This window comes from Cyanobium usitatum str. Tous, from assembly GCF_963920485.1.
Taxonomy (GTDB): domain Bacteria; phylum Cyanobacteriota; class Cyanobacteriia; order PCC-6307; family Cyanobiaceae; genus Cyanobium_A; species Cyanobium_A usitatum_A.
On sequence record NZ_OY986431.1, the window covers coordinates 1,406,855 to 1,420,368 of the forward strand.

Annotated in this window: 15 protein-coding genes; 6 read left to right on the plus strand and 9 right to left on the minus strand. The window is 59.6% G+C overall.

From position 1 onward, the window contains the following. Positions 1-501: 501 nt before the first annotated feature. The gene (locus tag U9970_RS07685; protein WP_322763729.1) at positions 502-798 is read right to left on the minus strand and encodes an MTH1187 family thiamine-binding protein; all 297 of its coding nucleotides are present in this window, start codon (positions 796-798) and stop codon (positions 502-504) included. Between the two features lie 86 nt (positions 799-884). Next, complete coding sequence (locus U9970_RS07690) at positions 885-2,327, minus strand: mechanosensitive ion channel family protein (protein WP_322763730.1); 1,443 nt, start codon at positions 2,325-2,327, stop codon at positions 885-887. Between the two features lie 517 nt (positions 2,328-2,844). Here U9970_RS07690 and U9970_RS07695 point away from each other — a divergent pair. The 4 genes from U9970_RS07695 to U9970_RS07710 all read left to right on the plus strand — a co-directional run bounded on the left by U9970_RS07695 (position 2,845) and on the right by U9970_RS07710 (position 7,747). Further along, on the plus strand, positions 2,845-4,464 hold the full coding sequence (locus tag U9970_RS07695; RefSeq protein ID WP_322763731.1) for an SGNH/GDSL hydrolase family protein: 1,620 nt from the start codon (positions 2,845-2,847) through the stop codon (positions 4,462-4,464). 118 nt (positions 4,465-4,582) lie between these two features. After that, positions 4,583-6,385: an NAD(P)/FAD-dependent oxidoreductase gene (locus U9970_RS07700; protein WP_322763732.1), complete on the plus strand. Its 1,803-nt coding sequence runs from the start codon at positions 4,583-4,585 to the stop codon at positions 6,383-6,385. Positions 6,386-6,445: 60 nt separating this feature from the next. Continuing rightward, the gene (locus U9970_RS07705; RefSeq protein ID WP_322763733.1) at positions 6,446-6,925 is read left to right on the plus strand and encodes a cupin domain-containing protein; all 480 of its coding nucleotides are present in this window, start codon (positions 6,446-6,448) and stop codon (positions 6,923-6,925) included. Between the two features lie 459 nt (positions 6,926-7,384). Further along, positions 7,385-7,747 (plus strand): AbrB family transcriptional regulator, encoded by a 363-nt coding sequence (locus U9970_RS07710; protein WP_322763734.1) that lies wholly within the window; start codon positions 7,385-7,387, stop codon positions 7,745-7,747. 137 nt (positions 7,748-7,884) lie between these two features. Here the strand turns inward: U9970_RS07710 and U9970_RS07715 are convergent, their stop codons facing one another. After that, the gene (locus U9970_RS07715) at positions 7,885-8,295 is read right to left on the minus strand and encodes a Fur family transcriptional regulator (RefSeq protein WP_322763735.1); all 411 of its coding nucleotides are present in this window, start codon (positions 8,293-8,295) and stop codon (positions 7,885-7,887) included. Positions 8,296-8,410: 115 nt separating this feature from the next. Between U9970_RS07715 and U9970_RS07720 the strand changes: the two genes are divergently transcribed. Further along, positions 8,411-9,445 carry a GTP-binding protein gene (locus U9970_RS07720; RefSeq protein WP_322763736.1) on the plus strand — a complete coding sequence of 345 codons (1,035 nt, stop codon included), beginning with the start codon at positions 8,411-8,413 and terminating at the stop codon, positions 9,443-9,445. Positions 9,446-9,482: 37 nt separating this feature from the next. Here U9970_RS07720 and U9970_RS07725 read toward each other — a convergent pair whose 3' ends face one another. The 5 genes from U9970_RS07725 to U9970_RS07745 all read right to left on the minus strand — a co-directional run bounded on the left by U9970_RS07725 (position 9,483) and on the right by U9970_RS07745 (position 11,774). After that, the gene (locus tag U9970_RS07725) at positions 9,483-9,734 is read right to left on the minus strand and encodes a hypothetical protein (protein WP_322763737.1); all 252 of its coding nucleotides are present in this window, start codon (positions 9,732-9,734) and stop codon (positions 9,483-9,485) included. A 17-nt stretch (positions 9,735-9,751) separates the two neighbouring features. Further along, the gene (locus U9970_RS07730; protein WP_322763738.1) at positions 9,752-9,967 is read right to left on the minus strand and encodes a hypothetical protein; all 216 of its coding nucleotides are present in this window, start codon (positions 9,965-9,967) and stop codon (positions 9,752-9,754) included. A 198-nt stretch (positions 9,968-10,165) separates the two neighbouring features. Beyond that, positions 10,166-10,945 carry a response regulator gene (locus tag U9970_RS07735; RefSeq protein ID WP_322763739.1) on the minus strand — a complete coding sequence of 260 codons (780 nt, stop codon included), beginning with the start codon at positions 10,943-10,945 and terminating at the stop codon, positions 10,166-10,168. 175 nt (positions 10,946-11,120) lie between these two features. After that, on the minus strand, positions 11,121-11,390 hold the full coding sequence (locus U9970_RS07740; protein ID WP_322763740.1) for a hypothetical protein: 270 nt from the start codon (positions 11,388-11,390) through the stop codon (positions 11,121-11,123). A 219-nt stretch (positions 11,391-11,609) separates the two neighbouring features. Beyond that, positions 11,610-11,774 carry a hypothetical protein gene (locus U9970_RS07745; protein ID WP_322763741.1) on the minus strand — a complete coding sequence of 55 codons (165 nt, stop codon included), beginning with the start codon at positions 11,772-11,774 and terminating at the stop codon, positions 11,610-11,612. Between the two features lie 129 nt (positions 11,775-11,903). Between U9970_RS07745 and U9970_RS07750 the strand changes: the two genes are divergently transcribed. Further along, entirely contained in the window at positions 11,904-12,578 is a 675-nt protein-coding gene (locus U9970_RS07750) for a cupin domain-containing protein (RefSeq protein WP_322763742.1), read from the plus strand. Here U9970_RS07750 and U9970_RS07755 read toward each other — a convergent pair. Next, positions 12,535-12,753: a hypothetical protein gene (locus tag U9970_RS07755; protein ID WP_322763743.1), complete on the minus strand. Its 219-nt coding sequence runs from the start codon at positions 12,751-12,753 to the stop codon at positions 12,535-12,537. The two genes, U9970_RS07750 and U9970_RS07755, sit on opposite strands and share 44 nt — an antisense overlap. Between the last annotated feature and the right edge of the window lie 761 nt (positions 12,754-13,514).

Consider the following 13,514-nt stretch of genomic DNA (forward strand, 5'->3'; position numbering starts at 1 on the left):
AGATCTACAGTTAGTTCTAAACATGATGATGCATAACGAAGAAAGAATTAGATCAATTTATCCCGTTTTTTAAGAATAAACAAGCCCAGCCTGCTGTCAATTGTTGACATACTGCTTTATAGCTTTTGCATTGGCGCATTTGCCAGCCCCGCCAATGCAGAAGATTCCCCAGTCGAAGAAATACCACCTCTTCAAAGGGCAAATTGGGAGAGCCAGGAAGGGCGACCCAGGATCATTCACAGAGTTTTCCAACCCCGAATTCTCTACAGAAGTGAGTATTCGCTATAGCTTTAAACTATGTCAACTGTGGCTTGTTAACGCCCTCTACGAAAGCCGCTATTGCTCTGATGATGGATATGACAAATGGGACAACTCCTCTTTCTCGAGTTGGGGGCACAGAGTGGGCTGAGGCTTGGTTTGTAATGCCCTATTTACTCTCACCGCTGATATAGGCGCCTTAGTAGTAGCGGCCGGGATATTCGCCAGGCTTGTCGCCTGGCATCAGAGCAGGGCCTGCACGCTGGCCACCTTGTCCTCCAGGGTCTGCTCCTTATCGGTGCGGGTATTGATCTTGACGGTGGTGTATATGCGAGGGCAGCCCATGGCGTGCACCGCCTGGTGGCAGGCCTCAATTGCCTGGAACACCGGCTGCCACTCCCCCTCGATCGCCGTGCCGTTGGGATGCAGCTGGATTTTGAGGCCGGCTTCTGTGAGCACCTTCTCGCAGGCGGCGATGTAGGGGGCTAGGTGCACGCCAACCCCGATCGGCACCACACACAAATCAACGATCACCTTCATGGTCACTCCCGGCAGATTGCACCCATCGTGGAGCCACTGGCCATTTAGGTGCTCACCGGCCTGGGGATGGGCTGCTCAGCCTTGGTTTATTCCCAGGGGGTAGGGCCCAAGGGGGCCGGGGTGCCAAAGGGCTCGGCAGGCCAGGGGGGCACCGTGCTGCTCCCATTGCCATTGCGCATGGCGTGATAGCATGGAGAGAGGATCTCGACGCCAGCGCCGGCGAATTGATCCTGGATGGCCCCCAGCAGATCTGAGAGGGTGCTGCGGTAGGTCTCCACATCGCGGACATAGGCGCTGAGCTCGTAGCTGATGTGGAAGTCGTTCAGTGAGGTTTGGAGCACGAACGGGGGGAGCTCTTGGCTGATGCCTGCGGTGGCGCTGGCGGCATCCAGCATTAGGCGGTGAACCTGGCGCCAGGGCACGTCGTAGCCAATGGTGACGGTGGTGGCGATGATCACCGGCTCCGCGATCTCCCGGCGGGCCAGGCTGTAGTTAATGATCGAGGACACCAAAACGGTGGCGTTGGGGATGCTGACCACCTCATTGCGGGGGGTGCGCAGGCGGGTCACCAGCAGGGCGGAGTCGTGGACGATGCCAACGGTGCCGTTGATGCTGACCCGGTCGCCCTCCTGATAGGCCCGGGTGTAGGTGAGCATCAGCCCGCCGATCAGGTTGGCTGCCACCGCACTCGAGCCCAGGGCCGCCAGCAGCCCCACGAATAGGCCCGCGCCCTGGAAGGCCTTGCTATCGGCCCCTGGGATGTAGGGGTAGGCCAGCACGACGCCGAGCAGCAGAATGCCGATCCCCACCAACCGGGCGGTGGGCCGGGCCCATTCCGGATAAAACCAGCTCAGGCGTAAGTCGCCCCGCTCCACAGCCCGGAACCAGGCTTTGCTGGCCCGCATTAGCAGTAAGGCGAGGCCCAGAATCACTGCCACCGAGAGCAGGTCGGGGATGGCCTTGGTAACGGCATATCCACCGCCCACCACCATGGTTTTGATCTGGTCCCGCAGGGTTTCCGAGAGGGCCTGGGTGGGAGGAAACAGCCCCAGGAAAAGCGGGATCGATAGGTAACTGACCAGCAGCAGCAAGGCTCCGTGCACGATCCGGCGAGCCGGATCGAGGAGGCTGCGCTCCTGATCGGCGGTGATCCACTGGTTACCCCCCACCTGCAGCCCCCGGATTCGGCCATTGGTGGGATCGTTGATCCAGCGCTCCAGGCGCCGGTTAAGGGCTATCTGGCCTCGCAGCCACAGGATGTAGAAACCCAGGGCGAGCAGGGCCAGCGCGCCCCCCCGCAACCAGTCGGAACGCCGGTGGGTTTGGCGGTAGCGCACGATCGCCACGCGGATCTGCTCCAGGTAGCGCTGGGCCAGCTGCTGGCGGCTGAGCTGAAAGCGGGCCGCGTTGCGGTCGTCCACTGAGAGGCGGGGCTCAAACTTGCCGTCCCGCATCACGCCGATGGTGGTGTATGGCGGGTCCTCTTGCAGGACGATCTGCTCGGGCTGGATCGAATAGTTGGCGGCCATCTAGTTCGATGTAAGCCGGTGGCGGGGCGTCAGCAGCTCGGCTCAGGGGGGCCGCTACCAGCGACTGCGTCGCCAGCAGAGCGACCAGCAGGGGCAAGAGGAAGCGCGCCCATCTGGGGCGTGGGCGAAGGCCGCAGGGCTCTAAATGACCCACGATGCCTCTACTAGAACGTCAACGGACCCTATCTTCCCCTTTCTGATTAAGTTCTGATTATTTGGGGACCCTCGCTAGCGAAGTTGCGCCATCGTCCTGGTTTCGCACCTGCCACCGGTTCAGTAAGAACGAATTGACGTGATAGCCTGCAAGAGGAGCGTAAGGCTCAATACAAATTCATTTCAGAAACCGCTGCGAATGAAGAAACGGCTATGAAAAGGGGGGATTTAACAGTACAGTCCCTAGATTGCATCGTAAAACTTATATTGATGTTATCCTGGAATAAGGCTGCTCAGTATTGACGGGCTCGTAGCACATATCGGTCCAAAACTCCCACCATCGAACCAAGCAGCTCAACCCTCCATGGCTACTCCTTCAAGCCAAAAAATTAAGGGCCTGTTTCAACAGCTCTATGACTTCGGCGACAGCCTGACGTCCTACGGCGATTTCGCCGCCTATCTCCAGAAGACGGTGTTGGCGGCCAGCGCACAACCGGCTTGGAGTGGCGTCAGTTGGAGCAATGCCAACTTCGGCAACCAGCTCGGCCTGAGGACAAAACTGGGCATCCCGACGCCTTCAACAACGCCTCCAGCTGGGCTTGATATCCCTTCGCCCTTCTACCAGGTCGTCAATCCCTTTGTCGCCACTCCTGGCCTTGGGACACTAGGGGCGCCATCTTTTGCCATCGGTGGGGCCACCAGCGGCACCACCAGCCTCTACGACATCCTCACCATCACAGGCCTAGATGGGAAGACAGTGGCTCTGTCCAGCCTGTTCCCCAAACTGGCGCAGACGGGCGTTCAAAATCAGATCAATGCCGCCCTTAAACAACGGATTCGGCCCGCCTCCAACGAACTGGCCCTGTTCCAGGGTGGCGCAAACGATCTGCTGATCGCCTACATCCAGGAAGACCCGGACATTGAAGGCGTCTTGGACCAGGTGATGCAGAACATGCGCCAGAATCTCAGTGTGCAGCTGAGGGCTGCCGGCAGTCGCCAGTTGATGAGTTTTGGCCTGGCGGACTTCCAAGGCGTAGTGGATGGCGTGCCCTACCAGATGCCATTCCTGAGCAACCTGCTCAAGCAGGCCAGTCAACCGGATGCACCCGCCTGGCTCCAACCCTGGAAGAGTTTTGTGGAGACGGGTGGACTGGAAGAGTTCCAGACCGAATACGCCACCATGCTGCAGGAACTTGGCAGAGAGTTCCCCTACTCCACAGTCATTTATTACACACCCGAGTTTGGGACGAACTGGGACACCTACGGCAAGCGCTTGGGCAACTTCGACAGCTATGGGATCAATAACACCGTGGACTATGCCCAGGCCACGAACCAAGATCTGCCGGCAGAAGCTACCAACGCCTATCTCTACTTCGACGACATTCACAACACCGAAAGCGGCCAGGAGATGACAGCCCAGGCAATGGCCCTCACGCTCGAGAGCAACCGCGAGGCCATTGCCGCTGCCACCCTCACCAACAAGCAACTGGGCACCTCAAGGCCAAACGTCCTGCTGGCAAAACGGGAGAACAGCGAGCTCATCGGCCGGGCCGGCAACGACCTCCTGCGTGGCAACACGGGCAACGATGCTCTCTGGGGCGACCGGGGCCAGGACCGCCTCAGCGGCGCCCAAGGCAACGACTGGCTGCAGGGCGGCCAGGGCTCAGATCGGCTCAGCGGTGGAAGGGGAGCAGACTTTTTCTCTTATCAGAACAACGATGCTTCCAGCCGCTGGCGAGACACGATCACCGATTTCAACGGCCGGCAGGGCGATCGGCTGGGGATCACCGCAGTGCTGGACGGCAAAGATCCCTTCGCCAATCCAGGCTGGGAGTACATCGGCTCCAGTCCCTTCAGCGATGCACCGGCTGAACTGCGCTTTGCCAATGGGCGTTTGCAGGGCGATGTGGATGGCGATGGCAAGGCCGACCTACGCATTCAGCTGCTGGGGGTAACCACCTTTAACCCCGACTGGATCAGCTGAGCCGGAAGCGGAGGGTATTCCTCGCAGCTGCGCAGCCTGAACTGTGAGGAACGGTTGCAACTAGGGAGTGATCCAGGCCGCCGGTTCAGGCTTGGCAGGCACTTGATCGCTGCTCACGATGGCGCCGGCCTCCTCTCCCACCGTCGCCGCCGAAGCGTGGCTGGGCTCGTTCGCTGAGGCCCTGGCCTCCGGCGACTCCCAGGCCGTGCTGGCCCTGTTCGGCCCGGAGTGCTTCTGGCGCGATCTGGTGGCCTTCACCTGGAACCTAAGCACCGAGGAGGGACCCGAGGCGATCGCGGCGATGCTGGCGGCCCGCCTGGAGGATGTGGCACCCCATGCTTTCCAGCTCAGGAGCGAAGCCAGCGAGACCGACGGGCGTATCGAGGCCTGGTTCGGCTTCCAGACGCGGGTGGGTCGCTGTAGCGGCCATGTGCGTCTGCAGGACGGTCGCGCCTGGACCCTGCTCACCGCCCTTGATGAACTGAAGGGCCACGAGGAGCGGCTGCGTGAGCGGCGACCGGTCGGCGCCGAGCATGGCGTCCATCCCGGGCGGCAGTCGTGGGCGGAGTTGCGCGAAGCGGAGCGGCAGGTCCTGGGCGTGACGGAGCAGCCGGATGTGGTGATCGTGGGCGGCGGCCAGGCGGGCCTCACCCTGGCGGCCCGCCTGCGCTATCTGGGGGTGCCCACCCTGGTGCTCGAGAAGCTGCCCCGGCCGGGCGACCACTGGCGCCGCCGCTACAAGAGCCTCTGCCTGCACGATCCGGTTCACTATTGCCATTTCCCCTACCTGCCCTTCCCCGAGGGCTGGCCCCTCTACACGCCCAAGGATCAGCTGGCTGACTGGATGGAGGCCTACACGAGCGTGATGGGCCTGAACGTTTGGGGTGGTTCGCCGGCCCGCAGCGCCCGCTTCGATCCGCAGCAGGGCCGCTGGCAGGTGTTCACCGAGCGCGATGGCCGGCCGGTGGAGCTGCGGCCCCGCCATCTGGTGATGGCCCTGGGGGTGTCGGGCTACCCAAGTGTTCCGCAGATTCCCGGTGCCGAGGCCTTCGCCGGCGATCAGCACCACTCCAGCGCCCATCCGGGTCCCGACGCCTACCGCGGCAAGCGTTGCGTGGTGGTGGGCTCCAACAACTCCGCCCACGACATCGCCGCCGGTCTTTGGGAGGCCGGAGCCGCCGAGGTGACGATGCTGCAGCGCAGCTCCACGCTGATCGCGCCGGTGCCGGCACTTGAGAAGCTCGCTTTCGCGGGCTCATATTCGGAGCAGGCGCTGCAGCGGGGCATCACCCCCGAGCAGTCGGACATGACGGTCGCTTCGATTCCCTACAAGCTGCTGCCCCAGTGGCAGAAGCCGATCTACGACGCGATGCGCGTCGAGTACGCCGACCTCTATGGGCGCCTGGAGAAAGCCGGTTTCCTGCTCGATTTCGGCGCCGACGACTCGGGCGTGTTCATGAAGTTCCTGCGGCGGGGCTCGGGCTACTACCTCGATGTAGGCGCCTCCGAGCTGGTAGCCGATGGCCGCATCCGCCTGCGCAGCGGTGTGCGGATTGAGCGGCTCACGCCCCATTCGGTGGTGCTCAGCGACGGCGGCGAGCTGGCGGCCGATCTGGTGGTGTATGCCACGGGCTACGGCTCAATGAACCGTTTCCTGGCGGATCTGATCTCCCCCGAAGTGGCCGACAAGCTGGGCAAGGTGTGGGGGATGGGCTCCGACACTCCCAAGGATCCCGGCCCGTGGGAGGGGGAGCTGCGCAACATGTGGAAACCGACCCAGGTGGAGAACCTCTGGATCCACGGCGGCAACCTGCACCAGTGCCGCCACTACTCCCTCTATCTGGCGCTGCAGCTCAAAGCGCGCCTCGCCGGCCTTGACACGCCGGTGTACGGCCTGGCTCCCAGCTTGCATCAGAGCTGAAGCGAGCCTGCCGGGTCCGGGCACAATGCGCCTGCCGGTCGTCGTCTGGAGCCAGGTTCGATGATTCACCCTGCCCGCCCGCTTGGCGTCCTCGCGGCGCTCCTGCCTGCTGTAGCAACGGTCGCCAGCGGCGCTCCGGCCCTTAGCCAGCAGGTTCCCGTTGTGGCTCCCCGTCACGAACAGCTAGCCCCGGTGCCGGGAGCTCCGACCGCCCAGGTAGGGGTGGCGGTGAGGCGCCTCGGCGGCCAGCCGCTCGATCACGACTTCCACGCCCTGCAGGGGCGGGAGCTGCGCCTGCGGGAACTAACCATTGCCCCAGGAGGCAGCATCACCTTGCACCGCCATGACCAGCGCCCCGGGGTTGCCTACATCCTCGAGGGCCAGATGACGGAATGGCGCGGTCCCGGGTTCACCCCCAGGGTGATCGGCCCCGGAGAGGCGGTCTTCGAAGCCACCGGCGTCAGTCACTGGTGGCGCAATGAGGGCACCAGCCCAGCCCGGGCTTTGGTGGTCGATATCGTTCCGGTCTCCGCACCCTGAGGCGGCAGGGCAGCCTTCACGGTCAAGCTGGTGCGGCTGGTGCCCCGGTTCAGAGCGGATCTCGCCATGCGGATGGCACCGGAACTCCGCTGATCATTGCCCAGCAGAACAATGAATGCGGTATCGGTTGCGGTGGCCTACTGGCATACCCAGGATCAATGGGGTGTGCGCGGCCGATTCAGAGGCCTCCTGCACCGCCTCCGGCGTTTCGATCACGGCCAACAGCGCCTATTTCAACCCACCATTGGCGAAATCGAAGCGAAAACCCATGTCTTAGTGGCTCTTGACGCAATAGCTGCCTGAGGGATAAAAACCCAGCGGACAACCGCCTTTTGCCATATCGCTTACCTTTATTTTTGGTTGCCACTGAAGCCATTGGAAGCAAGAGCATGGCTATTGATTTAGTGGATTGACACCGCATGTAGGTTTGGTATGTTCTGAACATCACGCAAATATCAGATGATTACCGGATCCGAACTGCTCGCCAAAGTCAAGGAAATGGGCGATGTCTCCAAGTCAGAGCTCGTGCGTGAGTGCGGCTATGTGAGCACCAAAAAAGACGGCGGCGAACGCCTCAACTTCACCGCGTTCTATGAGGCCCTGCTCGGTGCCAAGGGGGTAAGCCTCGGCAGCGATAGCGGCGGCCGGGGCAAAGGGGGGCGCAGCCTTAGCTATGTCGCAACTGTTCAGGGCAACGGCAATCTGCTGGTGGGCAAGGCCTACACCGCCGTGCTCGACCTAATTCCCGGCGATGAGTTCGAGATCAAGCTGGGCCGTAAGCAAATCAAACTTATTCCTTTGGGCAGCGCAGAGGAGGAGTGAGCAGATCGAGTTCCACCCAGACTCCACATCACTGGTAGCGGTGGCCTGATTGCGAACCGCTGAGCCAAACAGGTTGTTGAAGTGGGCGAGGTGGAGAGGAAATTCGTGGGCTCCCATTGTCTACGGCGACCACCCGATCACTCATTCCCTGCGATTTCATGTTGCTGGCAGCGCCTGCAGAGCCCATGGATTTCAAAGGTGTGGAACAGCGGCCTGAAACCCTGCAGCAAAACCGCACCCAGCCCCAGGCTGCCACTGCTAATCCGACAAAGGGGGAGAGCCTGGATAAGACCGCACTGCACACAGGTGAGATGGTGTTCATCTCGATCCACCGGCGCATAGACGGCCTCACCGCTGGGGAGCTTGCGGCAGCGCACTAATCCGGCTTGCTGCAGTTGTTTGAGAACCCTGTAAACAGTTGCCAGGCCGGTGCTGTGCCGCGTTGCTCTCAAGCGTTGGTGCAGTTCCTGGGCGCTGAGCTCGCCGTCCGCCTGCTGGAGCAGCTGGAGCAGGGGCTGCTGCCTGGGAAAAGAAGTCGCGGAAGCCATTGGGGTCGATCCGGGCGGCTGCCTTTGCTAGAACGACAACCATTCTCACTCTTGGACCCGACCCAGCTTGGCCATGGCCTTCTCCAGCCCCGTTCCCGCCGCCTAGCGTTTGCCAGTGACCGTGCTCACCGGTTACCTCGGGGCCGGCAAGACGACCCTGCTCAACCGGATCCTCACCCACGAGCACGGCCTCAAGGTGGCGGTGATCGTCAACGAGTTCGGCGAGGTGGGCATCGACAACCAGCTGGTGGTTGATACCGATGAGGAGATCTTCGAGATGAACAACGGCTGCATCTGCTGCACCGTGCGCGGCGATCTGATTCGGATCATCGGCAACCTGATGAAGCGGCGTGATCGCTTCGACCACCTAGTAATTGAAACCACCGGCCTGGCCGATCCGGCCCCGGTGATTCAAACGTTCATTGTCGATGAAGACCTGCGCGATGAACTGCGGCTGGATGCGGTGGTCACCCTGGTGGATCTCAAGCACGTTGAGCTGCATAGGGATACGGAGGAGGTGCAGGAGCAGCTGGCCTTCGTCGATGTGCTGGTGCTCAACAAGGCCGATCTGGTGAGCGACATCAACCCCGTGGCTCGCCTGCTCACCAGCCACAACGCCGATGTACCGATGCAGGAGCTGTTAGGCGTTCAGGCCTTCGAGCTGGAGCGTGCCCTAAGCCTCGATCCAGGCTTTTTGGTGGACGAGCACGCCCATGAGCATGACGATGCCGTGGGTTCTGTGGCGCTGGTGGAGGAGCGGCCCATGGACATGGAAAAGTTGGGCAGCTGGATCTCAGAGCTGGTGAGCAGCCGCGGTCCGGATCTGTTCCGCATGTCCCGTGTCAATCAGGTTGATGGTGAGTTTCTAGCCATCACCAGCACCGGTGGTGACTTGCTGCTGCTCGATTTCCGCGCCGGCTGTGAGGAGCTGCTGCGGGGCAACCATGACAGCAGCCTTGACGTGGTGGGTTTCAGCGGCAATGGCCAGTTCCTGATGGCCGCAGGTCAGGTCGGCGAGCTGCTGCTCTGGGAGCTGGGTGGCACCGGGGTGCGGCCGCTGGCCATGGATCCCATCCCCCTGGGCAGCGGCTGGATCGATGCAGCGGCCTGGCAGCCGGGTGGCTTACTGCGGGTCAGCTCATCAAGCTGAACTTTGACCAATACTGTCAGGCGCCGCCACTCGAGCCTTACTTACGATCAAGCTGGTCGAATCGCCGCTCGCTAATGATCTTGGCCAATTCCAGGAAATAGCCGGCGGTGCACCACTTGCCATGGTTGCGGTCGCGATTCACTACATCAGTCCTGACCTCAGCAGCCTCCGCCATTACTAGATCTAGCTCCCCTTGAGGCAACTCATAAAGCTCTTGTAGCTCAACCGAGCGGTCAAGCAGGTGACTTTTAAACCACTTTGGATTAAGTTCTTGAGGGGGGATGTCCAAATGAAATTAGTTCTTGCTTAGAATTCGCATTCTACAGCATTGTCCTCTTCCTGCCATTCATTCATAAAGTCCTCGAAGCTTGAGTGGAAGCCAGGGTTGTTTAGATAAATATCCACAAGATCATCCAAGGCGATGAATTCAGGAATAAACGCATCAGGCTTTTGCTTGTAGCCATGCAAGATTTCTTCCTTATTCACTTTACAAGAGTCCCAATTGTCCACCATAGGCGCCACTGGCAGGCCTTAGGTGGCGAAGCAAGCTCCATCGACCTTATCAATGACCTGCTGGACAAACCCGGAAATCGGCACCCTATACGGGCCTCGCTGATCACGTTAGTTCCAATCAAAAATATTCCCTTGCGTTGCCTGACCGGAGTGCTGCGCAGCATGGGCCAGTCCTGACTGGTTAATGAGGAGATCAGCAACACTCGCTCATACTATGAGAGCCATTTCTTCCTGGCTGGTGCGACGAAACATGTAACCTTTGCCTCGCGTTGTAAGAATAAGTTCTGGAATCTCTACATCCTCTTCCACTTTTGCGCGCAGTCGTGATATGTGAACGTCTACCACTCTACTGTCATTAGATTTCGTGGGTCTGTAGCCCCAAACCTGCTCAAGGATGTCCAACCGACTCACTGGCTCACCTGCACGGTTGATCAATAGCTCTAGCAGACTGAATTCCATTCCCGTAAGACGGATGCGCTCATCACCGCGATAGGCCTTACGGCGCGTTAGATCAACTCTGAAATTGCCTACAATGAGCCAATGACTGCTTGCAGGCTTGCGGTCAGCACCATTATTTGTTTGCTTGCCGCTGAGAAGGGATGGAGAGCTTCTTCTCAGCACACAGCGAATACGTAGCTCAAGCTCTTTAGGGCTAAATGGCTTGAGTATGTAGTCATCGGCGCCAAGCTTTAGTCCAGTGAGGCGGTCGCCTACATCACCCAAAGAAGTGAGCAAAATAATCGGCACTTCTGTTTGAGCCCGGATCCGCTCGGTCACAGCGAAGCCATCAAGCTCTGGCATCATCACATCAAGAACAAGTGCATCCGGCTCAAAGCTGCGGAAGAGTTCAAGAGCCTGCATGCCATTGACTGCCGCAGCCACCTCAAAGCCAGCTAGACGCAGCCGCGTTTCCAATATGCGCCGGATGTTCGCCTCGTCATCGGCAATCAGTATTCGGATGGGATTGGTACGACGTTCTGGGGTCAAAACACTCCGAGCGCCGCAAGATCGGCCAATACATAGGAGGAATCACCGTTGATCGCGGATTGCGAACAAGAATCGTCATAGAAGCAACTCTCCTATCCGCCGCCCCTTGCCCTTGCTCCTAACCGCGCAAAGCCTCAGCATTTAGTTGCTGCATCAGCCACAGGAGCAGACCTACTCAGACCACCAGCTGGAGGTGCCGGCTGCTGAACAGCTCTCCGGTGCAGTTCACCGGCAATAACGCAGAGCGGCCAGCCAGGTACCAAGCATCTACCAAGGCAGCGCTGGAGCGGGGGTAGAGCTCTCCAGCCAAGATCCAGAGCTCGTCATGCAGCACCTGCGTCTGGTCCGGTGTGCCTACGTACCAAGGCGACTCAGGGTCCTGCGACAGCTCCTCATGGAGCAGCAGGAGTCCCTCAAGTACGCAGTTAGCGAGCTCAGGCGTCATCGGCTTTGCTAGCCCCACCTTGCGGTGCGGCTACCCAAGAACGTCCATCCACGCACACCAAGGTGCGCCAGATCAAGTACTGACCCCAACGGGTTGCGCTCATTGCTCACGATCACAGCTGTAGTGCTCAGCAGTACCGGGCAACTGGGCTAATTCCTGGTATTTGGATCGAGTGCCTGCCACCACCAGCGCCCATCGGAACAACTGGGAACCCCGGCGTTATTGGTACGTGGTAATTGTGTCGGCGTTGCTGTTGGGGATATCTGCTCCATCCACAGCGCCTTTGAAAGCCAATGCTTCCAGAGCGGCGCCCTCACAGAAAAAATGCTGCGCGGCCCAACTGCTGGATTGGGCACCGGTCGCCATAAGCAGCAGCAGGCCCATGGCAATGGCAACAGGCTATCTAAGCAATTTCCTCTCTCTTACGGCACGCAGGCACGATCCACATTGGCAGTGACTTAGCTGCGTCGTCATCAGCCAACTGCACCGAAACCATGGGCCAGAATCAAGCCTATGGAGCTCCATGCAGACCTCAGTCAGCGGGCAGTGCTCGACACCAACGCTCTCGAATGGAACCACTCCCCGATGGCGGGGGTGGAGCGGCACCTGCTTGATCGCAATGGCGGCGAAATAGCCCGGGCAACCTCGATCGTGCGCTATGCCCCAGGCAGCCGCTTTGAGCGCCATTTTCATGGCGGCGGCGAGGAGATCCTGGTGCTGGAGGGCACCTTCTCAGATGAGCAGGGCGACTACCCAGCCGGCAGCTACCTGCGCAACCCCGCTGGCTCTAGCCATGCTCCATTCAGCGAGACGGGCTGCACCATTCTGGTGAAGCTGCACCAGATGCACCCTGCAGATCAGCAGCAGCTGGCAATCAATACCAATAAAGAAGCCTGGCTTCCTGGTTTAGTCAAAGGGTTGGAGGTGATGCCGCTACACGCCTTTGGCTCTGAACATCTAGCTCTGGTGCGTTGGGCGCCGGGCACGGTGTTTCACCCCCACAGCCATCCAGGTGGGGAGGAGATTCTGGTGCTCTCTGGCGTATTCCAGGACGAACATGGCACCTATCCGGCTGGCAGCTGGCTGCGCAATCCAACCGGCAGCGTGCACAGGCCATGGAGCGAAGCCGGTTGCACGATCTGGGTTAAGACCGGCCATCTGCCGGAGACGATGGCTCAGCAGTGCTAGGTGGTGGCAATCGACGCTCCACCTGTAAAAAAACAAACCAGGCAATCCCTGCGGTGATGCCACCAGTCCAGTCGTTGCGAAGCAGCTCAATGATCGACACCGTGCTTGAGCCGATACGCAGGCCCCGCAGCAGGAAACGGCCTAGCTGCTCAAGGCGGGAAGGACTGCTTGACATCATCTACGCAAGAGGATCATGACAATATTTACAGAATCATATTCAACGGCCTGACCTGGTTGGACCAGAAACGCTGCCATCAGCAAAGGCTGCCCGAACGAATTGGTTACAATCGTAGCTATTTGTTGAAGCAGCCCAACCGACCCGGACCTTCACATTCAGCCGCCTGGGCAGGCTTAATAAAACTGCCATCCAAGCGATCCAATCCAGTCATTTATATTCTACCTATAAAGGATCGACCGGCAAGAGATGCGGACCCCTAGATTATTTAAGAGCTTCGTGAGATGCCATCCAGGCCAGCACCCGTTCGGTGATGACACAGCTTGTCATTGATTCACAAAACATTCCGCCGAGGCTCACGGGTGCCATGCAACGAACCCGATTATCCCGCCAGGACTCCGCGCTCTCGCCACAACACATATCCTAAGCTTGCAGTGCTGCTGGGATTCGCTTGAAAAAAATCACTGGTCCACTGCGCAGAGCAATGATCTATGGAGCGGTCAGCTACGGAGGACTTGTTCTGATCAACAATTCAGAACTGCACCTACCAAACATGTGGATAGCCTATCTGCCAATGTTTGTCGGAGTCTATGTGTTGACCCAGTGGCTAGATCGAAAAATTAGTGGGTAAAAAAGCTAAGCAACTTGGCGAAGGGCTTATTTAGAAACAGAAAGGGTCTCTAATCTGCTGGAGCCACCATGGGTCGTAGCGGGTACGCTGAGGAATATTGCGGGCCTGGGTGCTCACAGTTTAATAGAGA